The organism is Rhizobium sp. 05N430 (assembly GCF_056396985.1).
Map to the genome: position 1 here is coordinate 603,201 of NZ_JBFTMO010000002.1, position 26,193 is coordinate 629,393.

Annotated in this window: 24 protein-coding genes; 15 read left to right on the forward strand and 9 right to left on the reverse strand. The window is 61.6% G+C overall.

Annotation, left to right across the window (positions count from 1 at the left end; translation table 11 throughout):
* Nucleotides 1–112 precede the first annotated feature (112 nt).
* The 7 genes from AC1DJO_RS06575 (at nt 113) to mmsB (ending at nt 7,411) form a co-directional block, all read left to right on the forward strand.
* Nucleotides 113–1,324 carry an ABC transporter substrate-binding protein gene (locus AC1DJO_RS06575; protein WP_112388453.1) on the forward strand — a complete coding sequence of 404 codons (1,212 nt, stop codon included), beginning with the start codon at nt 113–115 and terminating at the stop codon, nt 1,322–1,324.
* 3 nt (nt 1,325–1,327) lie between these two features.
* The gene (locus AC1DJO_RS06580; RefSeq protein WP_112388452.1) at nt 1,328–2,110 is read left to right on the forward strand and encodes an ABC transporter ATP-binding protein; all 783 of its coding nucleotides are present in this window, start codon (nt 1,328–1,330) and stop codon (nt 2,108–2,110) included.
* The gene (locus AC1DJO_RS06585; RefSeq protein ID WP_112388451.1) at nt 2,110–2,811 is read left to right on the forward strand and encodes an ABC transporter ATP-binding protein; all 702 of its coding nucleotides are present in this window, start codon (nt 2,110–2,112) and stop codon (nt 2,809–2,811) included. The genes AC1DJO_RS06580 and AC1DJO_RS06585 overlap by 1 nt, the downstream gene beginning before the upstream one ends.
* Before the next feature lie 218 nt (nt 2,812–3,029).
* Entirely contained in the window at nt 3,030–3,917 is an 888-nt protein-coding gene (locus AC1DJO_RS06590; RefSeq protein WP_112388449.1) for a branched-chain amino acid ABC transporter permease, read from the forward strand.
* Between the two features lies 1 nt (nt 3,918).
* The gene (locus AC1DJO_RS06595; RefSeq protein ID WP_112538218.1) at nt 3,919–4,908 is read left to right on the forward strand and encodes a branched-chain amino acid ABC transporter permease; all 990 of its coding nucleotides are present in this window, start codon (nt 3,919–3,921) and stop codon (nt 4,906–4,908) included.
* A 16-nt stretch (nt 4,909–4,924) separates the two neighbouring features.
* Nucleotides 4,925–6,520, forward strand: a complete 1,596-nt coding sequence (locus AC1DJO_RS06600; RefSeq protein WP_112389003.1) for a GMC family oxidoreductase — start codon at nt 4,925–4,927, stop codon at nt 6,518–6,520.
* A gap of 9 nt (nt 6,521–6,529) precedes the next feature.
* A complete protein-coding gene (gene mmsB, locus AC1DJO_RS06605; protein WP_477969526.1) occupies nt 6,530–7,411 on the forward strand; it encodes a 3-hydroxyisobutyrate dehydrogenase in 882 nt (293 codons plus the stop codon).
* Here mmsB and AC1DJO_RS06610 read toward each other — a convergent pair whose 3' ends face one another.
* The 8 genes from AC1DJO_RS06610 to AC1DJO_RS06645 form a co-directional block, all read right to left on the reverse strand.
* Complete coding sequence (locus AC1DJO_RS06610; RefSeq protein ID WP_477969528.1) at nt 7,412–8,170, reverse strand: fumarylacetoacetate hydrolase family protein; 759 nt, start codon at nt 8,168–8,170, stop codon at nt 7,412–7,414.
* Between the two features lie 79 nt (nt 8,171–8,249).
* A complete protein-coding gene (locus AC1DJO_RS06615; protein WP_477969530.1) occupies nt 8,250–9,617 on the reverse strand; it encodes an FGGY-family carbohydrate kinase in 1,368 nt (455 codons plus the stop codon).
* Nucleotides 9,614–9,934, reverse strand: coding sequence for an L-rhamnose mutarotase (gene rhaM, locus AC1DJO_RS06620; protein WP_477943220.1), 321 nt, complete (start codon nt 9,932–9,934; stop codon nt 9,614–9,616). Before rhaM ends, AC1DJO_RS06615 begins: the two co-directional genes overlap by 4 nt.
* Complete coding sequence (locus AC1DJO_RS06625) at nt 9,931–10,941, reverse strand: ABC transporter permease (RefSeq protein ID WP_112514785.1); 1,011 nt, start codon at nt 10,939–10,941, stop codon at nt 9,931–9,933. The genes rhaM and AC1DJO_RS06625 overlap by 4 nt, the downstream gene beginning before the upstream one ends.
* Complete coding sequence (locus AC1DJO_RS06630) at nt 10,938–11,939, reverse strand: ABC transporter permease (RefSeq protein ID WP_477969532.1); 1,002 nt, start codon at nt 11,937–11,939, stop codon at nt 10,938–10,940. The genes AC1DJO_RS06625 and AC1DJO_RS06630 overlap by 4 nt, the downstream gene beginning before the upstream one ends.
* Nucleotides 11,940–11,948: 9 nt before the next feature.
* On the reverse strand, nt 11,949–13,484 hold the full coding sequence (locus tag AC1DJO_RS06635; RefSeq protein WP_112389002.1) for a sugar ABC transporter ATP-binding protein: 1,536 nt from the start codon (nt 13,482–13,484) through the stop codon (nt 11,949–11,951).
* 69 nt (nt 13,485–13,553) lie between these two features.
* A complete protein-coding gene (gene rhaS, locus AC1DJO_RS06640; RefSeq protein ID WP_112388441.1) occupies nt 13,554–14,549 on the reverse strand; it encodes a rhamnose ABC transporter substrate-binding protein in 996 nt (331 codons plus the stop codon).
* 51 nt (nt 14,550–14,600) lie between these two features.
* On the reverse strand, nt 14,601–15,413 hold the full coding sequence (locus AC1DJO_RS06645; RefSeq protein ID WP_112388440.1) for a DeoR/GlpR family DNA-binding transcription regulator: 813 nt from the start codon (nt 15,411–15,413) through the stop codon (nt 14,601–14,603).
* Nucleotides 15,414–15,607: 194 nt separating this feature from the next.
* Here AC1DJO_RS06645 and AC1DJO_RS06650 point away from each other — a divergent pair, with 194 nt between their 5' ends.
* Entirely contained in the window at nt 15,608–17,704 is a 2,097-nt protein-coding gene (locus AC1DJO_RS06650) for a bifunctional rhamnulose-1-phosphate aldolase/short-chain dehydrogenase (protein WP_112388439.1), read from the forward strand.
* 229 nt (nt 17,705–17,933) lie between these two features.
* Nucleotides 17,934–19,226: an L-rhamnose catabolism isomerase gene (rhaI, locus tag AC1DJO_RS06655; protein WP_477969534.1), complete on the forward strand. Its 1,293-nt coding sequence runs from the start codon at nt 17,934–17,936 to the stop codon at nt 19,224–19,226.
* Nucleotides 19,227–19,276: 50 nt separating this feature from the next.
* On the opposite strand, the gene AC1DJO_RS06660 is transcribed toward rhaI, so the two are convergent.
* Nucleotides 19,277–19,735, reverse strand: a complete 459-nt coding sequence (locus tag AC1DJO_RS06660; protein WP_112388437.1) for a carboxymuconolactone decarboxylase family protein — start codon at nt 19,733–19,735, stop codon at nt 19,277–19,279.
* A 114-nt stretch (nt 19,736–19,849) separates the two neighbouring features.
* Between AC1DJO_RS06660 and AC1DJO_RS06665 the strand changes: the two genes are divergently transcribed.
* The 6 genes from AC1DJO_RS06665 to AC1DJO_RS06690 all read left to right on the forward strand — a co-directional run bounded on the left by AC1DJO_RS06665 (nt 19,850) and on the right by AC1DJO_RS06690 (nt 26,191).
* Nucleotides 19,850–20,725, forward strand: a complete 876-nt coding sequence (locus AC1DJO_RS06665) for a sigma-70 family RNA polymerase sigma factor (RefSeq protein WP_112388436.1) — start codon at nt 19,850–19,852, stop codon at nt 20,723–20,725.
* Nucleotides 20,726–20,887: 162 nt separating this feature from the next.
* Nucleotides 20,888–22,414 carry an ABC transporter substrate-binding protein gene (locus tag AC1DJO_RS06670; RefSeq protein ID WP_112388435.1) on the forward strand — a complete coding sequence of 509 codons (1,527 nt, stop codon included), beginning with the start codon at nt 20,888–20,890 and terminating at the stop codon, nt 22,412–22,414.
* 225 nt (nt 22,415–22,639) lie between these two features.
* A complete protein-coding gene (locus AC1DJO_RS06675) occupies nt 22,640–23,581 on the forward strand; it encodes an ABC transporter permease (RefSeq protein ID WP_162698694.1) in 942 nt (313 codons plus the stop codon).
* Nucleotides 23,581–24,450 (forward strand): ABC transporter permease, encoded by an 870-nt coding sequence (locus AC1DJO_RS06680; protein ID WP_112388433.1) that lies wholly within the window; start codon nt 23,581–23,583, stop codon nt 24,448–24,450. The genes AC1DJO_RS06675 and AC1DJO_RS06680 overlap by 1 nt, the downstream gene beginning before the upstream one ends.
* Nucleotides 24,451–25,659: an amidohydrolase/deacetylase family metallohydrolase gene (locus AC1DJO_RS06685; protein ID WP_112388432.1), complete on the forward strand. Its 1,209-nt coding sequence runs from the start codon at nt 24,451–24,453 to the stop codon at nt 25,657–25,659.
* A gap of 19 nt (nt 25,660–25,678) precedes the next feature.
* Entirely contained in the window at nt 25,679–26,191 is a 513-nt protein-coding gene (locus tag AC1DJO_RS06690) for a RidA family protein (protein WP_112388431.1), read from the forward strand.
* Nucleotides 26,192–26,193 lie beyond the last annotated feature (2 nt).

Consider the following 26,193-nt stretch of genomic DNA (forward strand, 5'->3'; position numbering starts at 1 on the left):
TTGCCTCACGGTGGAAATTCCGTGATCGTGGGCGTTGAGTGGTCGCCTTGAGGAGGGTGGCTCATCAAATTTGAACAGATCGCGATCTGCCAATCTCTGGGAGGAGAGACTTATGCGAAAGAGCTTCATTGCGTCACTTGCATTTCTTCTGGCAAGCAGCACGGCCGTTTTCGCCCAAAGCGGCGCGGTGTCCGACGGTAAGGTCAAGATCGGCATTCTGAACGATCAGTCCGGCGTCTATGCCGATTTCGGCGGCAAGTCTTCGGTCGAGGCCGCCAAGATGGCGGTCGAGGATTTCGGTGGCAAGGTGCTCGATATGCCGATCGAGATTGTCGATGCCGACCACCAGAACAAGCCCGACGTCGCCTCCAACATTGCCCGCCAGTGGTATGACACCGAGCAGGTGGATGCGATCATGGAGCTGACGACATCCTCGGTGGCGCTCGCCGTCCAGGCCGTCGCCAAGGAAAAGAAGAAGATCGATATCGTCACCGGTGCGGCGACCACCGATCTGACCGGCAAGGCCTGCAGCCCCTACGGCTTCCACTGGGCCTACGATACGCATGCACTCGCGGTCGGCACCGGTGGCGCCCTCGTCAAGCAGGGCGGCGACAGCTGGTTCTTCCTGACGGCCGACTATGCCTTCGGCTACTCGCTGGAGCAGCAGACCGGCGACTTCGTCAAGGCAAACGGCGGCACGATCGTCGGCTCAGTCCGTCATCCCCTGTCCAGCCAGGACTTCTCGTCCTTCCTGCTGCAGGCGCAGTCCTCAGGCGCCAAGGTTATCGGCCTGGCGAATGCCGGTCTCGACACCGCGAATGCCATCAAGCAGGCCGCCGAATTCGGCATCGTCCAGGGTGGCCAACGTTTGGCCGCGCTGCTCTTCACGCTCGCCGAAGTGCACGGCCTCGGCCTCGAAGCGGCCCAGGGCCTGACGCTGACCGAAGGCTTCTATTGGAACCGCGACGATGAAAGCCGTGCGTTCGGCAAGAAGTTTTTCGACCGCACCGGCAAGATGCCGAACATGATTCACACGGGCACCTATTCCGCCGTTCTCCAGTATCTGAAAGCCGTCCAGAAGGCCGGCACGGATGAGACGGAAGCGGTGGCCAAGCAACTGCATGAAATGCCCGTCGATGACGTCTTCGGCCGCGGCGGCACTGTTGGCGCCAACGGCCGGATGATCCATGACATGTACCTGCTGCAGGTGAAGAAGCCCGATGAAAGCAAGGAGCCGTGGGACTACTTCAACGTGCTCGCCACAATCCCCGGCAAGGAAGCCTATATCGACCCCGCCAAGAGCGGCTGCGATCTGGTGAAGTGATCGATGGCGGTTTCCGCACCAGTCAATGATACGAAGCCGCGGGTGGTTCTCTCCGCCCGCGGTCTCAGGCGGGATTTCGGCGGCTTCACCGCGGTGAAGAACGTCGATCTCGATGTCCATGATGCCAGCGTCCATGCGCTGATCGGCCCGAACGGGGCAGGCAAGACCACGGTCTTCAACCTGCTGACCAAGTTCCTACAGCCGACGGCGGGCACGATCATGCTGATGGGCACCGATATCACCAGGACGCCGCCCGACCGGGTGGCGCGCATGGGTCTCGTCCGCTCCTTCCAGATTTCGGCGGTCTTTCCGCACCTCACCGTGCTCGACAATGTCCGCGTCGCTCTGCAGCGGCCCAACAATCTCTCGACGCAGTTCTGGCGGCCGCTTTCGGCGCTCGACCAGCTGACGGGCAGAGCCGAGCAGCTGCTCGCCAGCGTCGGCCTATCCAAGGAACGCGATGCGATGGCCGCCGATCTTTCCTACGGCCGCAAGCGGGTGCTGGAGATCGCCACGACACTGGCGCTCGATCCCAAGGTATTGCTGCTCGACGAGCCGATGGCCGGCATGGGGCAGGAGGATGTCAGTGTCGTCTCCGCCATCATCCGCGACGTCGCCCGCGATCGCGCGGTGCTGATGGTCGAGCACAATCTCTCCGTCGTCGCCAATATCTGCCAGCAGGTGACCGTGCTCCAGCGCGGCGAAATCCTGGCCGAGGGCGATTACGCCACCGTCAGCCAGGATCCGCGTGTGCGCCAAGCCTATATGGGCGTAGAGGAGGACTGATGGCGGCACTGCTCGAAATCCAGGGCCTCAATGCCTGGTACGGCGAAAGCCATATCCTGCACGGCATCGACATGACCGTCGGCGAGGGCGAGACGATCACCATCCTCGGCCGCAACGGGGTCGGTAAGACGACGACGCTGCGCACCATCACCGGCATCGTGCGGGCGCGGAAGGGCAGGATCAGCTTTGCCGGAACCGACATGATGCAGGTGCCGCTGCACAAGACGGCGCATAAGGGCATCGGCTTCGTGCCCGAGGAACGCGGCATCTTCTCGACGCTGACGGTTTCGGAAAACCTGCTGCTGCCACCCGTTGTGGCGCCGGGCGGCATGACCATCGATGAAATCTACGAACTCTTCCCGAATCTCTACGAACGGCGCGCCAGCTCCGGCACCAAACTCTCGGGCGGCGAGCAGCAGATGCTGGCGATTGCCCGGGTGCTGCGCACTGGCGTGAAGATGCTGCTGCTCGATGAGCCGACGGAAGGGCTTGCGCCTGTTATTGTCCAACGCATCGGTGAGGTGCTGAAAAAGCTCAAAGAGCGCGGCATGACGATCCTGCTGGTGGAGCAGAACTTCCGCTTTGCGAGCCGCATTGCCGATCGGTTTTACTTGATGGATCACGGGCAAGTCGTGTCGGAATTCCCGGTTGGGGAACTGCCGCAGCGGATGGATACGCTGCACAAGGTTTTGGGGGTTTAGGGTATGGTCGCCAACCTGAATGAAACCTCCATATCCGCCAGCAATACATCCCTCATCCCTGTGCTTGTCACAGGGATCCAGCAGCGCCGCGTCTGCGGCGCGGAGGACTCTTTTCACGCGAAAGACTTCGCGTGGCTGGATTCCTGTGACAAGCACAGGAATGAGGGATGCAGGGAGGGCGCCGTGACGCCTTTCGCCTACCTCGAGCGGGGCGCCCTATGACCATGATCTTCGGCATTCCCGTCCAGGCGCTTCTCGGCCAGCTCTTGATCGGCCTGATCAACGGCTCCTTCTACGCCCTGCTGAGCCTCGGCCTCGCGATCATCTTCGGCCTGCTGCGCGTCATCAACTTCGCCCACGGCGCGCAATATATGCTCGGCGCTTTCGTCGCCTACCTGATGCTCGACTATGGCGGCATCGGCTATTGGCCGGCGCTGATTCTGGCGCCCGTGGTCGTCGGTCTGTTCGGCGCAGTCGTTGAGCGGCTGTTTCTGCGGCGGCTCTATGATCTCGATCCGCTCTACGGCCTGCTCTTCACCTTCGGGATGGCGCTGGCGATCGAGGGGACGTTTCGCTACCTCTACGGCTCCTCCGGCCAGCCCTATGCGACGCCCGCAGCACTTGCCGGCGGCACTAATCTCGGCTTCATGTTCCTGCCGATCTATCGCGGCTGGGTGGTCATCGTCTCGCTGGTCGTCTGCATCGGGACATGGCTGCTGATCGAGAAGACCAAGCTCGGCGCCTATCTGCGCGCCGCGACCGAAAACACCACGCTGGTGCAGGTTTTCGGCGTCAACGTTCCGCTGCTGCTGACGCTGACCTACGCGTTGGGAGCCGGACTTGCTGCTTTCGCCGGAGTGCTGGCCGCGCCGATCTATCAGGTCTCGCCGCTGATGGGCTCGAACATCATCATCGTCGTCTTCGCCGTCGTGGTCGTCGGCGGCATGGGCTCGATCATGGGTGCCATCGTCACTGGCTATGTGCTCGGTATCGCCGAAGGCCTGACGAAGGTTTTCTATCCTGAGGCCTCGAACATCGTGATCTTCGTGATCATGGCGATCGTGCTTCTCATCAGGCCCGCGGGCCTCTTCGGCCGGGATGCGTGACATGACAGAGATCACCGAAACCATCCGCCCGGAAAAGAGCCGTACCGCGCTGTCGGTCCAGGCGGCATTTCTCGTCATCGGCCTGCTGCTGCTGGTGCTCGCGCCGTTCTTCTTCTACCCGATCTTCCTGATGAAGCTGCTCTGCTTCGCGCTCTTTGCCTGCGCCTTCAATCTGCTGCTCGGCTATACCGGGCTGCTGTCATTCGGCCATGCGACCTTCTTCGGTGGCGCCGCCTATTTCACCGCCTATACCGTGAAGTCCTGGGGCTTCCCACCCGAACTCGGCATCCTCACCGGTGTCGCCGGCGCAGCGCTTCTCGGGCTGGTGATGGGCTATCTGGCGATCCGGCGGCAGGGGATCTATTTCGCGATGGTGACGCTGGCGCTGTCGCAGATGTTCTTCTTCTTCTGCCTGCAGGCAAAGTTCACCGAGGGCGAGGACGGTATCCAGTCGGTTCCGCGCGGCCATCTCTTCGGCTTCATCGATCTGAACGATTCCACCAACATGTATTTCTTCGTGCTGGCGGTGTTCCTGATCGGCATGCTGCTGATATGGCGCTTCATCAATTCGCCTTTCGGCATGATCCTGAAGTCGATCCGCGAAAACGAGCAGCGGGCGATCTCGCTCGGCTATTCCGTTGCCCGATACAAGCTCGGCGCCTTTGTGATGTCGGCAGCGCTGGCCGGGCTCGCGGGCGCCGTCAAATCGCTGGTTTTCCAGTTCGCGACGCTGACCGATGTTGCCTGGCAGATGTCGGGCGAGGTGATCCTGATGACGCTGCTCGGCGGTATCGGTACGCTGATCGGGCCAATCTTCGGCGCCGGGCTTGTCGTCACCCTGCAGAACTATCTGGCGACCTCGGAATTTCCGGTGACGATCATCACAGGCATCGTTTTCATGGTCTGCGTCCTGATCTTCCGCCGTGGTATCGTCGGCGAGTTCTATGCGTCGCGGATCGGCCGCATGTTGGGCTTTGTCTATCGCCGTTGAGCGGCTGGTGCTGAAGATGGATCGCTACGACTATATCATCATCGGCGCAGGCAGCGCAGGCTGCGTGCTGGCCAACAGGCTGTCCGAAGACCGCAACAACCGGGTGCTTCTGCTGGAAGCCGGTGGCAACGACAACTACCACTGGATCCACATTCCTGTCGGTTATCTCTACTGCATCAACAACCCGCGCACCGACTGGTGCTTCACGACGGCGCCGGAGGATGGCCTGAACGGCCGTGCGTTGAATTACCCGCGCGGAAAAGTGCTCGGCGGCTGCTCGTCGATCAATGGCATGATCTATATGCGCGGCCAGGCCCGCGACTACGATCTCTGGCGGCAGATGGGCTGCACCGGCTGGAGCTGGGACGACATTCTGCCGTTCTTCCGCAAGTCGGAAGATCACTATCGCGGCACGGACGAGATGCATGGCGCCGGCGGCGAGTGGCGGGTGGAGAAGGCGCGCGTCAAATGGGCGGTGCTCGACGCCTTCCAGCAGGCAGCCAAGGAAGCGGGCATCCCCGTCACCGAGGATTTCAACCGCGGCACCAATGAAGGCTCCGGCTATTTCGACGTGAACCAGCGATCCGGCATTCGCTGGAATGCCACCAAAGCTTTTCTCCGCCCGGCAATGAAGCGCGGCAATCTCAAGGTTCTGACCAAGGCGCAGGTGCGACGGTTGCTGATCGAGGAGGGCGCTGTCACCGGCGTCGAATTCCAGCATGGCGGCATGGCGAAACGCGCCTATGCCTCGAAGGAAACGATCCTTTCGGCCGGTTCGATCGGCTCGCCGCATATTCTGGAGCTCTCGGGGATCGGCCGCGGAGACGTGCTGCAGAATGCCGGGATCGATGTGGTCAGCGAGGTCAGGGGCGTCGGCGAGAACCTGCAGGACCATCTGCAGCTGCGCCTCGCCTACAAGGTGACCGGTGTTCCGACGCTGAACGAGAAGGCGACGAAGCTGATCGGCAAGGCGGCGATCGGGCTGGAATATCTGCTGCGCCGCTCGGGACCGATGGCGATGGCGCCGAGCCAGCTCGGCATCTTCACCCGCTCGGGGCCGGACAAGGAAACGCCCGATCTGCAATATCACGTCCAGCCGGTATCGCTCGACAAGTTCGGCGACCCCGTGCATGCCTTTCCGGCGATCACGGCCAGCGTCTGCAATCTGAGGCCCGAGAGCCGTGGTTCGGTGCATGTCTCGAGCCCGGATTTTGCCGCGCAGCCCATCATTGCGCCAAGATACCTCTCGACGGAACGCGATCGCGACATAGCTGTCAGATCGATAAAGCTGACACGGCGGATCGTCGCCCAGCCGTCCTTCGCCCGTTTCAATCCCGAGGAGTTCAAGCCCGGTCCTGCCTATCGAAATGATGAGGAGCTCGCGCAGGCCGCAGGCGATATCGGCACGACGATCTTCCATCCCGTCGGCACCTGCCGGATGGGCGGTGACCGCGACAGTGTCGTCGATCCGCGGCTGCGATTCAGGGCGCTCGCCAGGCTCCGGATCGCCGATGCCTCGGTCATGCCGTCGATCACCTCGGGCAACACCAATTCGCCTGTCATCATGATTGCCGAGAAGGCAGCCAGCATGATCCTCGAAGACAACAGATAGGAGACGTCAATGGCACGGATCGCGTTTATCGGCCTCGGCAACATGGGTGGTCCGATGGCCGCCAATCTGGTGAAGGCGGGTCATGAGGTGAGCGGCTTCGATCTCGCTTCGACGGTGTTGAAGGCCGCGGAGGAAGGTGGCATAAAACCTGCCAGCCACGCGAGCCAGGCGGTCAAGGGTGCCGAGATTATCCTCACCATGCTGCCGCAGGGCAAGCATGTCCTGACGGCGTGGGCCGATATCCTGCAATCGGCTGAAAAGGGCTCGCTCGTCATCGACTGCTCGACCATCGATGTCGAGAGTTCGCGCAAGGCGCATGAGCTGGCGCGTGGCGCCGGCTGCCTCTCGCTCGACGCACCGGTCTCTGGTGGAACCGGAGGGGCGACGGCGGGAACGCTGACCTTCATGGCGGGCGGATCGGACGAGAGCTTTGTGAAGGCAAAGCCGATCCTCGAGGCGATGGGCAAGAAGATCGTCCATTGCGGCGAGGCAGGTGCCGGTCAGGCTGCCAAGATCTGCAACAACATGATCCTGGGCATTTCGATGATCGGTGTCTGCGAGGCCTTCGTGCTTGCGGAAAAACTCGGTCTCGAGCATCAGGCGCTGTTCGACGTCGCCTCGACGTCATCCGGCCAGTGCTGGTCGATCAATAGCTATTGCCCGGTTCCAGGGCCTGTGCCGGCGTCGCCTGCCAACAACGGTTACAAGCCAGGCTTTGCGGCGGCATTGATGTTGAAAGACCTGCGGCTGTCGCAGGAGGCAGCGCTCGCCAGCGGCGCCGCGACACCGCTGGGTGCCGAAGCTGCACAGCTCTACGCGCTGTTCGAAAAGCTCGGCAATGGCGGAAAGGACTTTTCCGCCATCATCGAGATGTTTCGCAACAGGGAGTGATTACCGCACCAGCGTCAGCTGCATACTGGCATCGCCGAGGGTCACATCGAGTTCGCCGGCGGTTGCGATTTCGATCGCGCCGCAGAGCGAGCCCGTGGTGATCACTGCGCCTGCGCGCAGCGAGCTGTCCGGACGGAACGCGTCATTGGCATAATCGACCAGCCAGGTGAGAACATCGACCTTCACATGCTTGGCCGTCGCGTCGTAGATCGGCTGGCCGTTGAGCATCACCTTGAGCGGTGTGCCGGTGCAGGTGTCGAGGATCGATCGCGGCATCACCGGGCCGAGCACGTAGCCGAGATTGGCAAGGCGGTCGGCGAGGAACAGTAGCGGGGAAATCTTGCTGCCTTCGGCAACGGCCGTCCAGGACATCTCGACACCGAGATAGGCGTCCGCAATGGCATCGGCGACTTCGGCGCGCGTGTACTTGCCGCTGGAGCGGATCGGCAGATCCTTGCCGAGGCGCACGGCGATCTCCGCTTCGAACTTCGTGCCGGCGACCCAGGGCAGCTTCGCGCCGGAGACGGCTTCGAAATAGGGATGCAGCGGGGCAGTGACCGGCTGATTGTCCGCCGGCATCGAGACCTTCCAGGCGTTGCTGCGAATGGCTTCTTCAGCCGAGAGGAAGTTCTGCGCGTCCATGGCCTGGCGGTGGTCGCCGGGCAGCGGGAATTCCGCGGTGGAAGCCTGCTTGCCCGCGTGGCGAAGGCCCGCAAGCTTGGCCGCGAGGGCGCGCGGATCGAAGGTCGAATCTGTCACGGTTTATCCTCCACCTGATGTGTGCGCGCAAACTAGCCGCTCGGGTTAGATGGGGTAAAGGGCGAGCTTGGAAAGACTGTTATTCCGTCAGCGCATACCAGGCGGCGCGATAGGCCTCCAAACCGTCGACAGCAAAGGGCTCGAAGCGTGTTTCCTGTGTTGCTGCCGGCTTGACGCCGGTGAGAAGCGAGGCGCCCTGGCTGGTACCGGTCGAGCCGGGAAGAGCGATCACTGTCCGCTGCGTCAGCGCTGCGAGAAGGATAAGATATGTGCTGTTTGCGGCAAACGGTCCTTCGACGATCACTGGCCCCTTGGCGCCGATCAGGCCGAGGCACGCCTCGCTCATCAGCGCCAGATAGAGGCAGGCAGCAGTATAGCGTTCGGCCGTGCTGGCATCGCCGGCGTTCAGCCATTGCTTTTCGCGTCCAGGGAAAGGGCCGGAGCCCGGTGCGACATTCGGCAACAGCGTGATCTTGCGGGCGATCACGGCGGGCAGCGCGGCAAGCGCCTCGTTCGCAGGCACAGTACCGATCTCGGCGGAGAGGATTTCGAATTCCCGGCCGCCCATGAAACGCGAGGAGGGCACGGCGCGGCCATAGGCATCGACATTGGCGAGCGCATCGCGCCGGGGATCAAGATGTTCGAGATCGCCGCCGACGCCGAAATGGATCACCCAGGTGCCGGTCGAGACGACGGCGAAGGGGGATTCCCGCGAAACCAGATGCGGCAACAGGGATGCATTGGAATCGTGAATGCCACAATAGACGGGCACGGAGGCGCCGATCTCCGCGGCTATCTCCCGCCGGACCGGGCCGAGTGCGTCGAAGGCGGAGCGGATCGGCGCCATGAGGCTGCGGATACCGAGCGTATCGACCAGAGAGGAGTATTCACCGTTCTCAGGGTTCCAGAGGTCGGTGTGGCAGCCGAGCGATGTCGCCTCGTTGGCGGCAACACCGGTCAGCCGCGCGGCCCAATATTGCGGATAGGTGACGATCGCAGCGGCCTTGGCGAACTCGTCAGGGAAGGCTGTCTGCTGGTAATGCAGCTGGGCACCGATATTCAGTCCCATGGTCTGGCGCGGCGAGTAGGTCTCGCTGAAGGGCGGGCGGAGCGCCGTGTAGGCGTCGCGGATCGGCTGCGGGTACTCGTGCTCGTAATCCAGCACAGGCATGGCCAGCTTGCCGTTGGCGTCGAGCAGAGCAGCAGAAGCGCCGTGCGTGGTGATCGAGATCGCGTCGAACCCTGGCGCCTTGGCGAAGCGCTGGAAGGCATCGAGCATAAAGGACCAGAGCGCCTCGATGTCATAATGCGGATAGAGGCCGTCCTTCAGGACCGTATTCGCCATCCTGGCGACGGCGATTTCCTCGCCGGTCGCCGCGTCGAGAACCACGACCTTGGCGTTGGTCTTGCCGATATCGAGAACGGCGATGCGGCTGTAGTCGGTCATGGCATATGGAAGACGGTGACGAGGTCGCTCTGGACGGGGGAATTGTCAGGATTGGTTTCCATGATATCGCCCATATGCGCCCACCACTTTTTCATGACGGGATGTTCGGGAAGGCTCGCCATCGTGTGATCGGTTGGCCGCGTCAGCACTCCGAACAGCATGTTCGTCTCGCGGTCGAGATGGATCGAGTAGTCGCTGGCACCGGATTTGCGCAGGAGATCAACGAGTTCCGGCCAGATCTCGTCGTGACGCTTGCGGTATTCGGCTTCCATGCCCGGATTGAGCTTCATCTTGAAGGCGTGCTTTTCGAGGGTCATTTCGAGCTCATGGCTTTGATGCGGCGGGCGACGATCGGGATGGCGATGGTGATGATCAGCAGCAGGCCGATGAAGATCGACATGACGATGCCGGGTACATTGAGAAGGCCGAGGCCGAAAGTCACGAGCCCCATGACGAAGGCGGCGATGACGACGCCGCCGATCGTGCCGGAGCCGCCGAGGATCGACACGCCGCCGAGCACCACCATGGTCACCACTTCGAGCTCCCAGCCCTGCGCGATCGAGGGACGCGTGGATCCCAAGCGCGAGGTCAGGCAGACGGCGGCAATGCCGCTCATCACGCCGGTCAGCATGAAGAGGATGAATTTGACGCGCTCGACCGGAATGCCGGAGAAGCGGGCGGCGAAATCATTGTTGCCGATCGTATAGACCTGACGGCCGAAATTCGTGGCGTGCAGCAGGATGGCAAAGAGGATGGCCAACACGATGAAGAGCACGAATTCGAAGGAGAAGACCCAGAAGACATAGCCCTGGCCAAAATAGGCGAAATCGGCCGGGTATTTGCCATAGGCCTGGTCGCCGAGCACGATATAGGAAATGCCGCGGAAGAGGCTCATCGTGCCGATCGTGACGACGATCGACGGCAGTTTCAGCGCCGAGACGAGGAAGCCGTTGAAGAGGCCGCAGGCGAGGCCAGTGCCGATGCCGATGGCAACGAGACCGGGTGTACCGACGCCTGCCTGGGCTGCCGCGCCCATGGCCGTCGAGGCAAGCGCGATGATGGCAGCCACCGACAGATCGATTTCGCCGGCGATGACCAGCAGCGCCATGGCAAAGGCAATCATCGCCTTTTCGGTGAAGTTGAAGGTGGCGTCCGAGAGGTTCCAGGCATCGAGGAAATAGGGCGAAGCCACGGAATTGAAGATGAAGATCAGCACCGCGACGCCGAACAGCAGCACTTCCCAGCTCGACATGATGCGGCGGAACGGCGTGCCCAGACGGTCGGGAATGACGCGTTTTTCAGGTGCGGCGGAAACGGTGCTCATGCTGCCACCTCGATTGGCGTTTCGGCTGCGGCCTTGTCACGCAGGATGATGCGGCCGCGGTTGCGCTCGCGTCTGGCGTTGAAGACTACGGCGAGGATGATGACGGTCCCTGAGATCGCCATCTGCGTGAAGGGCGAGATGCCGATGACGGGCAGGGCGTTCTTGATGACGCCGAGGAAAAGCGCGCCAAGCACCGTGCCGACCACCGATCCGACGCCGCCGGCAATCGAGATGCCACCGATAACGCAGGCCGCGACGCTGTCGAGCTCGAAGCCGTTGGCGATATCGACATAGGCGACAGCATAACGCGACACCCAGAGATAGCTGGCAAGACCGGCCAGAGCGCCGGACAGCACGAAAGCTAGGAACTTGGTCCAGCCGGTATCGATACCGGCATAGACGGCCGCCGTCGGATTGCCGCCGGTCGCATACGCGGAGCGGCCGAACTGGGTGTATTTCAGGACGACATACATGATCAGCACGATGACGATCCCGACCCAGCCGAGAACCGGAAGCCCGAGGATCGGCGTGCGCGGAACGGAGAGGAAGGTCGGCGTCATCTGGTGCGCATTCACCCAGGCGCCGCCCGAGAGCACGAAGGCCATGCCGCGATAGATGGTGAGCGTGCCCAAGGTCACGACGATCGGCGGTATCTCCAGCGCCCAGACCAGGAAACCGTTGATGGCGCCAAGGCAGGCGCCGATGGCGATCGCGGCAATGATCAGCACGGCCAGCGGCAGATCGGGATAGGCGGCATTCATCATCGCAATCGCCATGCCGGTGAAGGCCAGATTGGCGGCGACCGACAGGTCGATCGACTTCGTCAGGATCACCGTCATCTGCGCCAGCGCCAGGATGATGAGGATCGAGGTGTCGTTGAAGATACCGGCGAGATTGTCGGGCGCTGCGAAATCGGCGGCGCGCGTCGAGAAGACGCCGATCATCACGACGATGATAAGGAAGAGCAGGGTTTCCCGTTTTCTGATCAGTCTTGCCATGCTTTTCCCTCACGCATTTCCGGTCGCCGCGCGCACCAGCGCCTCTGGCGAAAGCTTGTCGCGGTCGTAGAGGCCGGCCGAAAGGCCTTCCTTCATGACCAGCACGCGGTCTGACATGCCGATGATTTCAGGCAGTTCGGACGAGATCATGATGATCGACAGGCCCTCGGCGGCGAGCTCGCTGATGAAGCCGTGGACGGCGGCCTTGGAGCCGATGTCGATGCCCTTGGTCGGCTCGTCGAGGATGATGACCTTCGGCATGGTGGCGAGCCACTTGCCGATGACGACCTTCTGCTGATTGCCGCCCGACAGCGTGCCGACGGGAACGGAGAGCGCCGCGGCGCGCAGATCCAGCCGCTCGGCATATTTGCGGGCGAGCGCGAATTCGTTGGCGGCCTTCAGGAAGCCCTTGCGCGAGGTGCGCGTCAACGATGGCAGCGTCATGTTCTGGTAGATCGGCATCGGCAGGGCCAGGCCATGGCGGCCGCGCTCCTCCGGCACGTAGACGATACCGGCGCGGATCGCATCGAGCGGCGAGCTGATCGAAATCTCCTGCCCCTCCAGCGTCAGCTTGCCCGACAGAGGCTTGGTGATGCCGAAGAGGGACTGGCAGAGTTCGGAGCGCCCGGCGCCGATCAGGCCGTAGATCCCTAGGATTTCGCCTTTGCGGAGCGTGAAGGTGATATCGCGGAATTCCGTGCGGTGACAGTATCTCTCCACAGCGAGAACCGGAGCGCCGATCGCCACGTCGATCTTCGGAAAGGCGTTCTCGACATCGCGGCCGACCATCAGCTTGACGATCGCATCCTGCGGCGTTTCCTTCAGGCGCCCGGCGCCGACGGCCTTGCCGTCGCGGAAGACCACGAAATTGTCGGCGATCTCATAGACCTCGTCGAACTTGTGGCTGATGAAGAGGATCGCCTTGCCCTTGGCCTTCAGGCCCTGGACGATACGGAAGAGGTCGTCGATTTCCTTGCGGGAAAGCGCGGCCGTCGGCTCGTCCATGATGACGATGCGGGCCTCGATCGACAATGCGCGGGCGATCGCCACGAGATGGCGCTGCGCGATCGAGAGGTCCTTCAGGCGGATCGTCGGATCGATATTGCTTTCCAGCGAAATGAGCAGCTCGCGCGAGCGCTCGTTCATCGCCTTCCAGTCGATGGTGCGGAAGCGGGTCTTCGGCGCATGGCCGAGAAAAATGTTTTCGGCGACCGTCAGCTCGTCGAAGAGCACAGTCTCCTGATGAATGGCGGTGACGCCCGCGTCGATCGCGGCCTGCGCGCTCGTAAAGCTGACGGCCTGCCCATCGACGATGATTTCGCCCTCGTTGGGACGGTAGATGCCGGTGAGGATCTTGACCAGCGTCGACTTGCCCGCGCCGTTTTCGCCGATCAGGGCTGTGACCTTGCCGGGATAGAGCGCGATGCTGACGTTATCGAGCGCTTTGACACCCGGAAAGATCTGCGAGATGCCGCGCATTTCCAGAATGGCGGGCGCGTCCTTGGGCTCGGCAGCCGCGACGGGTTCTTGAAGGGCAGTGGTCATCAGCAAAACCATGAAGAAAGAGAAGCCCGGCGGCACGAAGCCGCCGGGTGTTCATGCGTGTTTCGAAGATCAGAAGACCTTGGAGAACTGGTCGATGTTCGAAGCGTTGTAGACGAACGGATCGGACATGGCGGCTTCGCCCTTGTCGTCGATCTTGATCTTGCCCATGCGGCCGGCTTCGATTTCCGTGCCCGGCTTGCCATCGGCATCACCCTTGACGAGGTGATAGGCGATCTGCGTTGCCGAGTAGCCGAGGTCGATCGGGTTCCAGATGGCGAATTCCTTCGTCGCACCCGACTTGATCGCGCCGGCCATTTCGGAAGGCAGGCCGAGACCGGTTACGTAGACCTTGCCGACCAGACCCTTGTCTTCGACAACCTTCGAAGCGGCCAGAACACCAACCGTCGTCGGAGCGACGATGACCTTGACGTTCGGGTTGGACTTCAGAAGGCCTTCAGCTTCGCGGTAGGACTTGTCCGAGAGGTCGTCGCCGTAAACGGTGGTGACGAGGTTCAGGCCGGCGAAGTCCTTGAGCTGCTTCTTCATCTGGTCGATCCAGATGTTCTGGTTCGTCGAGGTCGTCGTTGCCGACAGGATGGCGAAGTCGCCCTTGCCGCCTTCGAGGTGATCCTTGACGAGCGTCAGGCACATCTTGCCGATCAGCTCGTTGGAGGACGGGTTGAGCTGCAGGATGCGGCCTTCAGGCGCAACACCCGAATCCCAGGAGATGACCTTGATGCCGCGCTGAGCAGCCTTCTTGAGTGCCGGAACGACGGCGTCCGGGTCGTTCGCCGAAATCGCGATGGCATCGACGCCCTGTGCGATCAGCGAGTTGATGACTTCGATCTGGCCTTCAGCCGTCGTCGAGGTCGGGCCGGTATAGATCACTTCTACGCCGCCGAGTTCCTTGGCTGCTTCCTGCGCGCCCTTGTTGGCGGCATCGAAGAAGCCGTTGCCCAGCGACTTGACGACGAGACCGATCTTGATGTCCTTGGCGCTGGCCGAACCGGCCATCATGGCGACGGCAAATGCCACTCCAATTGCAAGTTTCTTTGCGAGTTTCATGCTTTCATCCTCCCACGTTGATTAAGTCTAACGACATCCGGCCGGCGCCCCTCAGGCGACCGACGAGGAATCCTCCCTTGCGGCCTGCGCCGCGGCGCTCGCAATAACGAGCTTGATACCTGCATCTTCGATCATCCGGACGGATTCCTCCGGAATTCCATCGTCGGTAATGATCGTCGAAACGCGCTCGAGCGGGCACAGAATGAGGCTCGAGCGGCGGCGGAACTTGCTGGAATCGACCATGACGACGAGCTCGTCGGCCTGGTGCATCAGCTTCTGTTCGCTCTGAATGATCTGCGCATCGGCTTCCATGATGCCGTGCGGGCCGACGCCCTGGGCGCCGAAGAAGAACCGGCGCGCATAGAAATGGCGTATCGCGTCATTATCGAACGGCGAGAGAATGAGGCTCTGCTCGCGATAGATGACGCCACCGGGCACGGTGACGGTGTTCTTCGAATGCTTCACCAGATGCTCGGCAATGGCGAAGGAATTGGTCATCACCTGCATCCGGTGGCCGGACATGAAGTGGACCATCTGGAATGTCGTGGTGCCGCCATTGATGATGATGGCATCGCCGGGATCGCAGAGATCGACGGCGGCGCGGGCGATTGCGCGCTTCTTGTCGATATTGACTGATTCTGAAACCCGGAACGGGCGGCCTGCCAGATTGCCGAGCTGCGGCGGATGAACGGCCTCGGCGCCGCCGCGGACGCGGCGGATCTTGCCCTGTACGTGAAGAGCCGCAATGTCACGACGGATCGTGGCCTCGGAAGCCTCGGTCAGTTCAGCGATATCCTGTATCGTGACGACCGACTTTTCCTGTACCGCGCTCATGATGATGCGATGGCGTTCGCGTTCGTGCATTGGTTCCTCCGTGTCACATTTATTTCGTATCGGTTAAAAGCTGTCAATCAAAAACGATCAAGAATTTTCATATTGCGCTGCACAATAATTGTTTTTGATCGTTTTCGATTGACAACGCGCATTTTCATGAGCGATATCGGTCACGACAAGGGCGTGGATTGCTCCGCGCAAAAGAACTCATATGGGAGGATGACATGGCGGCCAACGTCCGGCTTCTTGATAACCGTTGGGATGACAGCTACGCGGCAAAGCTCGATGAGCCCGGCAAGCTGCTCTACCGCTCCAACCTCCTCGGCGCCGACAAGCGCATCACCAATTACGGCGGTGGCAACACCTCCGCGAAGGTGATGGAAACCGATCCGCTGAACGGCGAAAAGGTCAAGGTTCTCTGGGTCAAGGGCTCCGGCGGCGACGTCGGAACCATCAAGCTCGATGGCTTCGCCACGCTTTACCAGGACAAGCTGGATTCGCTGAAGGGCATCTACAAGGGCACAGCGGACGAAGACCGCATGGTCAGCTTCCTGCCGCATTGCACCTTCAACCTGAACTCGCGTGCCGCCTCGATCGATACGCCGCTGCATGGCTTCGTGCCGTTCACGCATGTCGACCACATGCATCCCGACGCGATCATTGCCATTGCCGCTTCCAAGAATTCCAGGGAATTGACGCAGCAGATCTTCGGCGCCGATATCGGCTGGCTGCCCTGGCGCCGCCCGGGCTTCCAGCTCGGTCTTGATCTCGAAGCCTTCGTCAAGGCCAACCCGAATTCCAAGGGCGTCGTGCTCGAAAGCCACGGCCTCTTCACCTGGGCGAACGACGCCAAGGCCTGCTACGAGCTGACACTCGACATCATCAACAAGGCGATCGTCTGGTTTGCCGAAAAGACCGAGGGAAAGACGATCTTCAGCGGCGCTGCGGCGCAGAGCCTGCCGGTCGCCGAACGCCGCGCGATTGCAGCGCGCCTGATGCCGGAAATTCGCGGCCGCATCGGCAAGCAGGAGCGCAAGCTCGGCCATTTCGACGATCAGGATGCCGTGCTCGAGTTTGTCAATTCGAAGAGCCTTCGCCCGCTCGGCGCGCTCGGCACCAGCTGCCCGGATCATTTCCTGCGCACCAAGATTCGCCCGCTGATCGTCGATTTCGATCCGGCAAAGCCTGATGTCGATGCGATCATTGCTGGTCTGGACGCGGCGCTGGAAGCATATCGCGCCGACTACGCACGCTATTACAATGACTGCAAGCATGACAATTCGCCCGCCATGCGCGATGCGAACCCGGTGATCTTCCTGGTGCCCGGCGTCGGCATGCTGTCCTTTGCTCGCGACAAGGCAACCGCCCGTATCGCCAGCGAGTTCTACGTCAACGCCATCAACGTCATGCGTGGCGCCTCGACGGTCTCGGAATATCAGGGGCTTCCGGAACAGGAAGCCTTCGACATCGAATACTGGCTGCTCGAGGAAGCCAAGCTGCAGCGCATGCCGAAGCCGAAGAGCCTAGCCGGCAAGGTCGCCTTCGTCACCGGCGGCGCCGGCGGTATCGGCCGCGCGACGGCGGCACGTCTGGTGGGCGAGGGCGCCTGCGTCGTGCTTGCCGATATCGATCAGGCCGCGCTCGAAGCGACGGAAGCCGATTTCAAGGCCAAGTTCGGTGCTGACGCCGTTCGCAGCGTCAAGCTCGACGTGACCAAGGAAGATGCCGTCATCTCGACCTTCGCCGAATCCTGCGTCGAGTTCGGCGGTGTCGACATCCTGGTTTCGAATGCCGGTATCGCTTCGTCTGCACCGATCGAAAGCACCGAGCTTTCGATGTGGAACAAGAATATCGACATTCTGGCGACCGGCTACTTTCTGGTGTCGCGCGAAGCCTTCCGGCTGTTCCGCAAGCAGAACCTTGGCGGTAACGTGGTCTTCGTCGCTTCGAAGAACGGTTTGGCGTCGTCGCCGAACGCGGCTGCCTATTGCACCGCCAAGGCTGCCGAAATCCATCTGGCCCGCTGCCTGGCGCTCGAAGGGGCAGAAGCCGGTATCCGCGTCAACACGGTCAACCCGGATGCAGTTCTGCGCGGCTCGAAGATCTGGAACGGCGAATGGCGAGAACAGCGCGCGGCGTCCTCGAAGATCGAGGTGGATGATCTCGAGGAACATTACCGCAAGCGTTCGATGCTGAAGCTCAATGTCTTCCCTGAGGATATCGCCGAGGCAATCTACTTCCTGGCGTCGGATCTCTCGGCGAAGTCCACCGGCAACATCATCAATGTCGATGCCGGTAACGCCCAGAGCTTCCCGCGCTGAGGGGCGTAGTTTCGGAATGATGCGGGGGCCTTGCTCTCCTCCCTCATTCCTGTGCTTGTCACAGGAATCCAGTGCGCCCAAGTCCTTGGGCGCGGGAGACTAGAGGCTTCAGCGATTGGTCAGTTATTCACGGCGCAGACGCGCCGTGGCTGGATTCCTGTGACAAGCACAGGAATGAGGGATAGAGCCGCGGACCTCTCCAGGCCGCGATGCAGATCGGGAGGAAATCATGGCCGAGTTCAAGATCGCGCAGGATGTGATCGCGCAGGAAAACGACAAGCGTGCAGCGGCGCTCAAGGAAGACTATGACGCGCTGGGCGCGACGCTGTCCCGCCGCGGCATCGACATTGAAACAGTCACGCGCCGCGTTTCGGAATTCTTCGTCGCCGTCCCTTCCTGGGGCGTCGGCACCGGCGGCACGCGCTTTGCCCGCTTTCCGGGAACCGGCGAGCCGCGCGGCATCTTCGACAAGCTCGAAGATTGCTCCGTGATCAACGAATTGACGCGGGCGACGCCCAATGTTTCTCTGCACATTCCGTGGGACAAGATGGATGCCAAGGAGCTGAAGGCAAAGGGTGATTCACTCGGCCTCGGCTTCGACGCGATGAATTCCAACACCTTTTCCGATGCGCCCGGCCAGAAGCATTCCTATAAATATGGCTCGCTGAGCCACACCGATGCGGCAACGCGGGCGCAGGCCGTCGAGCACAATCTCGAATGCATCGAAATCGGCAAGGCGATCGGCTCCAAGGCGCTGACGGTCTGGATCGGCGACGGTTCGAACTTCCCGGGCCAGAGCAATTTCACCCGGGCCTTCGAGCGCTATCTCGCCTCCATGGCCGACATCTACAAGGCTCTGCCTGACGACTGGAAGCTGTTCTCCGAGCACAAGATGTACGAGCCGGCCTTCTATTCGACCATCGTGCAGGACTGGGGCACAAACTACCTGATAGCCCAGACGCTCGGCCCCAAGGCACAGTGCCTCGTCGACCTTGGCCACCACGCGCCGAACACCAATATCGAGATGATCGTCGCCCGTCTGGTGCAGTTCGGAAAGCTCGGCGGCTTCCATTTCAACGACTCGAAATATGGCGACGACGATCTCGACGCCGGCTCGATCGAGCCTTACCGCCTGTTCCTCGTCTTCAACGAGCTTGTCGATGCCGAGCAGCGTGGCGTCAATGACTTCAACCCGGCACACATGATCGATCAGTCGCATAACGTGACGGACCCGATCGAAAGCCTGATCAACAGCGCCAACGAAATCCGCCGCGCCTATGCGCAGGCGCTGCTCGTCGATCGCAAGGCGCTGGCTGGTTACCAGGATGGAAACGATGCACTGATGGCGACCGAAACGGTGAAGCGCGCCTACCGTGCCGATGTCGAGCCGATCCTCGCCGAAGCCCGGCGCCGCGCCGGCGGCGCCATCGATCCGGTCGCGACCTATCGCGCCAGCGGCTACCGCAACAAGGTCTCGGCCGAGCGTCCGGCCTCAGCTGCCGGTGGCGGCGGGATAATTTAAGCTTTGCAAGGCTTCGGGCCGCCGTTGTCCTCAACAGCGGCCCTTTGCGTTCAGGGCTTCCATTCACCGGCGATCTGCCGGGTGGCGACGTTCAGCCGGTTCCAGACATTGATATTGGCAATGGCGATGACGAGAGCTGCAATGCTCTTGCCGTCGAAATGACGGGTGGCCTCGTCCCAGATTTCGTCCGGCACAGGGTCTGCCCGGTCGCTGAGCCGTGTGACGGCTTCGGTAAGTGCCAGAGCTGCGCGTTCCTGATGGGAGAAATACGGCGCTTCGCGCCAGGCCGCGACGGCGAAGAGCCTCTCGTCCGTTTCTCCGAGCTTTCGGGCGATGCGCGGATGGCCGTCTACGCAGACGCCGCAACCATTGATCTGGCTGGCGCGCAGATTGACCAGTTCCAGCAGCTTCGGCGACAGCCCGACTTTTTGCGGGACGCTGCTCAGCGCCATCAGCGCCTGCATGGCTTCAGGAAGAACAACGGCCGGATTTCCCATTCTTGATTGCATGTTATGTCTCCTTGTCGATTTCGTGGTTTGAACGATTACGCTGCCATCCGTTGTCACATCGGCCGGCAGCCGTTCGTCATGGTGTTGACGGAACACGCGAGGAGGATGTGACAGATGGACGAGAAGAAATTTCTGGCAGACCAGTTCGAGACCAACCGGACGCATCTGAAGGCAGTGGCCTACCGTATGCTCGGCTCGAGCACCGAGGCGGATGACGCCGTCCAGGAGGCGTGGCTGAGGCTTTCCCGCTCGGATGCCGGGGAGGTGGCGAATATCGGCGGCTGGCTTCGCACCGTGGTTGCCCGCATCTGCCTGGACATGCTGCGCTCGAAGAAGACGCGGCGTGAAGAGCCGCTCGATCTTCCGGTCCACGAAACGATAGCAGACACCAAGGCATCCGCGGATCCGGAGCGCGAGGCACTGGTTGCCGATTCGGTCGGCGTTGCCATGCTGGTTGTCCTCGATCAGCTCGGCCCGGCAGAACGCGTCGCTTTCGTGCTGCACGATATGTTCGACATTCCCTTCGACGATATCGCGCCAATCATCGGCCGGACATCCGAGGCGGCGCGGCAGCTTGCGAGCCGGGCGCGGCGGCGGATTCAGGGGAAGCCGGAGATACCTGCTGCGGATATCGAGCGGCGAAAGACGCTGGTGACGGCATTCCTGGCGGCATCACGCAACGGTGACTTCCAGGCGCTGCTGTCGCTTCTGCATCCCGACGTTGCCTTCGTGCCGGATGCTGCGGCCTTGCGGCTCGGCGATACGGGTGAGCTACACGGCGCGCATGCCGTGGCAACCACCTTCAACGGGCGCGCGCGCGGCGCCCAGGGTGCCTTCATCGACGATGGGTTTGGCTTCATCGTTCATATCCAGGGCGAGCTGCGCATTGCGGCACTCATCGCCTTCGATGGAGACCGAATCTCGCGCATCGAGGCCATTGCCGATGCAGATCATCTTCAGCGCCTCGAATACACGCCGTTCCATCATTAGGCATATGGTCTTCCGCAGGCGATGGCGTGCGCAGTCTCTGCGCATGCCTTTTCATTTCTGCTCATAGAGCCACTTTACCGGTTGACAGGACCACTTCCGCCGATATTCTATTATTAAGCCTGACATAACATAATAGTGGAACAATTCACCGGGAGCATGCAAATGAAGACTCTAGTCGCATTCCTTCTTGGCACCGCGCTGGTCGCACTGCCGACGACATTGATGGCTCAGGAAAAGGGTGGCGTCATCAACGTCGCCACGATCGGCGAACCGCCGACGCTTGATCCGATGTCCTCCACCGCCGATCTCGTCGGCATCGTCACGCAACACATTTTCGAGACGCTCTACACCTTCGACAAGAAGTGGAACGTTACGCCGCTTCTGGCCGAAAGCCTGCCGGAGATCAGCGCCGACGGTAAGACCTACACGATCAAGCTGCGCACCGGCATCAAGTTCCACGACAATACCGACATGACGTCCGACGACGTCGTCGCCTCGCTCAATCGCTGGACGAAGATCGCTTCGCGCGGCAAGCAGGTCGTCGGCTTCATCGATTCGATCACTGCCGTCGATCCGGCGACCGTGAAGATCGTGCTCAAGCAGCCCTATGCGCCGCTGACCTCGCTGCTCGCCTTCAACAATTCCGCCGCGATCATCATTCCGTCCGAAAAGCAGGACGAGCCGATGAAGGAATTCATCGGTACCGGCCCCTACATGCTCAAGGAGCGCAAGGCCGACCAGTATATCCAGCTCGTGCGCTTCGACGGCTACAAGTCGCGCGATGGCGAGAGCGACGGTTATGGTGGTGCGCGCCACCAGTATCTCGACGAAATCCGCTTCGTGCCGGTTCCCGATGCCAATACCCGCGTCGAGGCTGCGGTCTCCGGCCAGTATGATTATGTCGATTCCATCCCGGTCGAATCCTTCGACAAGCTGAAGGCATCGAGCGCCTCGCAGCCGGTCATCCTGAAGCCCTTCGGCTATCCGGTCTTCGTCTTCAACACCAAGGAGGGCGTTGCCAAGAATGTCGAGGTCCGCAAGGCGATCCGTCAGGCGCTCAGCATGGAAGACATGCTGGCGGCAGCCTTCGGCAGCACGGATTTCTACACGCTCGACGGCGATATCTACCCGAAGCCGTTTGCCTGGAACACCGATGCCGGCGTCGAGGGCAATTATAACGTCGCGGATCCCGAAGGCGCTGCAACGGCTGCGAAAAAGGCTGGCTACAATGGTGAGCCGATCCGCATCCTCACCAGCCGCCAGTACGAATTCCACTACAAGATGGCGCAGGTCGCCGCCGAGTATCTGAAGCTTGCCGGCTTCACCGTCGACCTGCAGGTCGTCGATTGGGCAACGCTGACGCAGCGCCGCACGGACTCCAAGCTTTGGGACATCTACATCACCCATAGCCCGTTCTTGCCGGAACCCGCGCTGATCGGTTCGCTGTCGCCGAGCTCGCCCGGCTGGTGGGATACGCCGGCGCGCAAGACGACCGTCGATGCCTTCACCTCGGAAGTCGATCCGCAGAAGCGCATCGCGCTCTGGGCCGATGTCCAGAAGGCGATGTATGACGAGCTTCCCTACATGAAGATCGGCGACTTCAACGCCGTCTCGGCGAAGTCGACCAAACTCGAAGGCGTCGATCCGGCTCCGTGGCCCTACTTCTGGAACGCGTCCGTCAAGAAGTAATCGCGGGCCTCTGATGATGGCGGCTGCTGCTCCCCACCCCCTCATCCCTGTGCTCGTCACAGGGATCCAGCCACGGCGCGTCTGCGCCGTGAATGACCTGAATTGCGTCACAGGGTCTTCTGCGCCCAAGGACTTGGGCGCGCTGGATTCCTTTGACGAGCACAGGAATGAGGGAGTGATTGTTGCCGCCGTCTACTTCCAACCGTGTGCGGGGTGCATGCCTCAATGATACGCTACATTCTCCAGCGCCTTGCGGGCATGATCGTCGTGATGTTTCTCGTCGTCACGATCGTCTTCGTCATCGTGCGCGTCACGCCGGGTGATCCGGCGGCCGTGATGCTCGGCCCCGATGCGACGCCGCAGGACATTGCCGATCTGCGCGCCAGCCTCGGCCTCGACCGGTCTCTCGTGGTGCAATACATCTATTATATCGGCCAGCTGTTGAAGGGCGATCTCGGCCAGTCGATCTTCCTCAACATGCCGGTCACATCGGCGCTGCTCGACCGTGCCGAACCGACCTTCTTCCTGACGATCTTCTCGCTCGCGATCGCCAGCCTGATCGCGCTGCCGATCGGCATCTACGCCGCCTACCGGCGCGGCTCGTTCGTCGACCAGGCGGCAACGACACTGGCGATGTTCGCCGCCAGCATTCCGAGCTTCTGGCTGGGCCTCATTCTGATGCAGGTTTTCGCTGTCCGCTTCGGGATGTTCCCGGTGTCGGGCTATGGCGGGCCCGGCTCGACATTTCTCGACCGCATGTATCACCTGACCCTGCCCGCTTTCGCGCTCGGCATCGTCTCGTCGGCGCTGATCCTTCGCTTCACCCGTGCCTCGATGCTCGACGTGCTGGGTGACGACTATATCCGCACGGCCCGCGCCAAGGGGTTGGTCGAGCGCAAGGTGATCCTCAAGCATGCGCTGAAGAATGCGCTGATTCCGATCCTGACGGTTCTCGGCCTGACCGCGGCTGTGCTGATCTCCGGCGCCGTTGTTACCGAGACAGTCTTTGGCCTTCCCGGTGTCGGCAATCTCGTCGTCTCGGCCGTTCTCCGCCGTGATTATCCGGTTATCCAGGGAGCGCTGCTGGTGATCGCGGCACTCTACGTCCTGATCAATTTTGCGATCGACATGCTCTATCTGCTCGTCGATCCGAGGGTGCGCTACTGATGACGGATATCGCAATCAAGCCCGCGGAAAGCGAAAACCGCAAGTTCATCCGCCGTCTGCTGAGACGCAAGACGGTTGCCTTCGGCCTCGTCATCCTCGTCATCTTCGTGCTGCTGGCAGTCCTGGCCCCTTGGGTCGCGCCTTACTCGCCGTCGAAGCTGTCGATCGTCAACCGGCTGAAGCCGCCGAGCGGAACCTACTTCTTCGGCACCGACGAGTTCGGCCGTGATGTGCTGTCGCGCACGATCTATGCCGGCAGGCTGTCGCTGCTGGTCGGTGTCGCGGTCGTGGCGCTGTCATCGGTGATCGGCGTGACGCTGGGCCTGCTTGCCGGCTTCTTCAAGAAGCTCGACACGCCGATTGCCCGCCTGATCGACGCGATGATGGCCTTTCCGGATATCCTGCTGGCGATCGCGCTCGTCGCCGCGCTCGGTCCGTCTCTGACGACAGTGATCATCGCGTTGTCGATCGTCTATGCACCGCGTCTTGCCCGTATCGTTCGCGCCTCGACGCTTGTCATCCGCGAGCTGCCTTATGTCGAGGCGGCGCAAGCGCTCGGCATTTCGACCTTCCACATCATGACCCGCCATGTGCTGCGCAACCTGCTGTCGCCGATCATGGTACAGGCGACCTTCCTGTTTGCCAGCGCCATGCTGGCCGAAGCCGGTCTCTCCTTCCTCGGCCTCGGCGTCAGCCCTGAAATTCCGACCTGGGGCACGATGATCGCCGCTGGCCGCCAGTATATTGGCCAGGCCGACTGGATGACGCTGTTTCCGGGTGTCGCCATCATTCTCTCCGTGCTCTCGCTCCAGATGGTCGGTGACGGTCTGCGCGACATGCTTGATCCAAAACTTCGAAAGGACCTGTAAATGACCGGTGAAAAAGCGGGCAAGCCGCTCCTCCTCACCAATGTGAAGCCGATGGCTTTCGGTGCCGGAACGCCTGCAGGCGCCGTCGATATCCTCGTCGATGCCGACGGCAAGATTGCCAAGATCGGCCCTCAGCTCGCTGTCTCCGAGGACGTGACGCGCGTCGATGGCAAGGGCGCCTGGATCTCTCCCGGCTGGGTGGACCTGCACGTCCATATCTGGCACGGCGGCACCGATATCTCGATCCGCCCATCCGAATGCGGCGCCGAGCGTGGCGTCACGACGCTTGTCGATGCAGGATCCGCCGGTGAAGCCAACTTCCACGGCTTCCGCGAATATATCATCGAGCCGTCGAAAGAGCGGATCAAGGCCTTCCTGAATCTCGGCTCGATCGGTCTCGTCGCCTGTAACCGCGTTGCGGAGCTGCGTGATATCAGGGATATCGATCTCGATCGCATTCTCGAGTGCTATGCCGAAAACAGCGAACACATCGTCGGCCTTAAGGTGCGTGCCAGCCACGTCATCACCGGCTCCTGGGGTGTGACCCCGGTCAAGCTCGGCAAGAAGATCTCCAAAATCCTGAAGATCCCGATGATGGTGCATGTCGGCGAGCCGCCGGCACTCTATGACGAAGTGCTAGAAATCCTCGGTCCTGGCGACGTCGTCACCCACTGCTTCAACGGCAAGGCGGGCTCCAGCATCATGGAAGACGAGGATCTCTTCAATCTCGCGGAACGTTGCGCAGGCGAGGGCATCCGCCTCGACATCGGCCATGGTGGCGCCTCCTTCTCCTTCAAGGTGGCGGAAGCGGCGATCAATCGCGGGCTGCTGCCGTTTTCGATCTCGACCGACCTGCATGGCCATTCGATGAACTTCCCGGTCTGGGATCTGGCGACGACGATGTCGAAGCTGCTGTCGGTCGGCATGCCGTTCGACAAGGTCGTGGAAGCCGTCACCCATGCCCCGGCCTCGGTCATCAAGCTGTCGATGGAAGATCGCCTGGCTGTCGGCCAGCGCGCCGACTTCACCATCTTCGACCTGATCGATTCCGATATCGAAGCGACCGATTCCAACGGCGACGTATCGGTACTCAACAAACTTTTCGAGCCTCGCTACGCCGTCATCGGCAGCGAGGCGATCACGGCGAGCCGCTATATCCCGCGTGCCCGCAAGCTCGTGCGTCACAGCCACGGCTATTCCTACCGGTAAGAAAGAAGATAGAAATCGCATGACAGGAGCTTACGTGAACACGTCTCCAACCACCGCCAAACTATCCGGTTCGCCTCAGGAGAGGCTGGCGGCGCTTGGCATCACCCTGCCGCCGGCGCCGCCGCCGATCGCCAATTTCGTGACGCATGTCATCGAAGGCAATATTCTCTACCTGTCCGGCCAGGGGCCGCGGGAGGCCGATGGCTTCCTGCATTCCGGCAAGGTCGGCGCCTCCGTCAGCGTCGAGGATGCCTACAAGCATGCACGGCTGACCGGCATCAACCTGCTGTCCGTCATGCAGGATGCACTCGGCGATCTGTCGCGCGTCAAGCGCGTCGTCAAGCTGCTCGGCATGGTCAATGCGGTGCCTGATTTCCTTGATCATCCGAGTGTCATCAACGGCTGCTCCGATCTCTTCATCGATGTCTTCGGCGAAGAGCGCGGACAGCACGCCCGCTCGGCGGTGGGTTTCGGCTCGTTGCCGGGAAACATCACCGTCGAGATCGAAGCGATCGTCGCCTTGCGCGACTAGAG

Excerpts from the sequence above, each read along its gene's own strand:
- rhaI (WP_477969534.1), top strand. The coding sequence starts at position 17,934 with ATGGCCGAGTTCAAGATCGCGCAGGATGTGATCGCGCAGGAAAACGAC.
- AC1DJO_RS06660 (WP_112388437.1), bottom strand. The coding sequence starts at position 19,735 with ATGCAATCAAGAATGGGAAATCCGGCCGTTGTTCTTCCTGAAGCCATG.
- mmsB (WP_477969526.1), top strand. The coding sequence starts at position 6,530 with ATGGCACGGATCGCGTTTATCGGCCTCGGCAACATGGGTGGTCCGATG.
- AC1DJO_RS06590 (WP_112388449.1), top strand. The coding sequence starts at position 3,030 with ATGACCATGATCTTCGGCATTCCCGTCCAGGCGCTTCTCGGCCAGCTC.
- AC1DJO_RS06615 (WP_477969530.1), bottom strand. The coding sequence starts at position 9,617 with ATGACCGACTACAGCCGCATCGCCGTTCTCGATATCGGCAAGACCAAC.
- AC1DJO_RS06665 (WP_112388436.1), top strand. The coding sequence starts at position 19,850 with ATGGACGAGAAGAAATTTCTGGCAGACCAGTTCGAGACCAACCGGACG.
- AC1DJO_RS06635 (WP_112389002.1), bottom strand. The coding sequence starts at position 13,484 with ATGACCACTGCCCTTCAAGAACCCGTCGCGGCTGCCGAGCCCAAGGAC.
- AC1DJO_RS06595 (WP_112538218.1), top strand. The coding sequence starts at position 3,919 with ATGACAGAGATCACCGAAACCATCCGCCCGGAAAAGAGCCGTACCGCG.
- AC1DJO_RS06600 (WP_112389003.1), top strand. The coding sequence starts at position 4,925 with ATGGATCGCTACGACTATATCATCATCGGCGCAGGCAGCGCAGGCTGC.
- AC1DJO_RS06675 (WP_162698694.1), top strand. The coding sequence starts at position 22,640 with ATGATACGCTACATTCTCCAGCGCCTTGCGGGCATGATCGTCGTGATG.
- AC1DJO_RS06650 (WP_112388439.1), top strand. The coding sequence starts at position 15,608 with ATGGCGGCCAACGTCCGGCTTCTTGATAACCGTTGGGATGACAGCTAC.
- rhaS (WP_112388441.1), bottom strand. The coding sequence starts at position 14,549 with ATGAAACTCGCAAAGAAACTTGCAATTGGAGTGGCATTTGCCGTCGCC.
- AC1DJO_RS06575 (WP_112388453.1), top strand. The coding sequence starts at position 113 with ATGCGAAAGAGCTTCATTGCGTCACTTGCATTTCTTCTGGCAAGCAGC.
- AC1DJO_RS06690 (WP_112388431.1), top strand. The coding sequence starts at position 25,679 with ATGACAGGAGCTTACGTGAACACGTCTCCAACCACCGCCAAACTATCC.
- AC1DJO_RS06625 (WP_112514785.1), bottom strand. The coding sequence starts at position 10,941 with ATGAGCACCGTTTCCGCCGCACCTGAAAAACGCGTCATTCCCGACCGT.
- AC1DJO_RS06630 (WP_477969532.1), bottom strand. The coding sequence starts at position 11,939 with ATGGCAAGACTGATCAGAAAACGGGAAACCCTGCTCTTCCTTATCATC.
- AC1DJO_RS06585 (WP_112388451.1), top strand. The coding sequence starts at position 2,110 with ATGGCGGCACTGCTCGAAATCCAGGGCCTCAATGCCTGGTACGGCGAA.
- AC1DJO_RS06670 (WP_112388435.1), top strand. The coding sequence starts at position 20,888 with ATGAAGACTCTAGTCGCATTCCTTCTTGGCACCGCGCTGGTCGCACTG.
- AC1DJO_RS06645 (WP_112388440.1), bottom strand. The coding sequence starts at position 15,413 with ATGCACGAACGCGAACGCCATCGCATCATCATGAGCGCGGTACAGGAA.
- AC1DJO_RS06580 (WP_112388452.1), top strand. The coding sequence starts at position 1,328 with ATGGCGGTTTCCGCACCAGTCAATGATACGAAGCCGCGGGTGGTTCTC.
- AC1DJO_RS06680 (WP_112388433.1), top strand. The coding sequence starts at position 23,581 with ATGACGGATATCGCAATCAAGCCCGCGGAAAGCGAAAACCGCAAGTTC.
- rhaM (WP_477943220.1), bottom strand. The coding sequence starts at position 9,934 with ATGACCCTCGAAAAGCACGCCTTCAAGATGAAGCTCAATCCGGGCATG.
- AC1DJO_RS06685 (WP_112388432.1), top strand. The coding sequence starts at position 24,451 with ATGACCGGTGAAAAAGCGGGCAAGCCGCTCCTCCTCACCAATGTGAAG.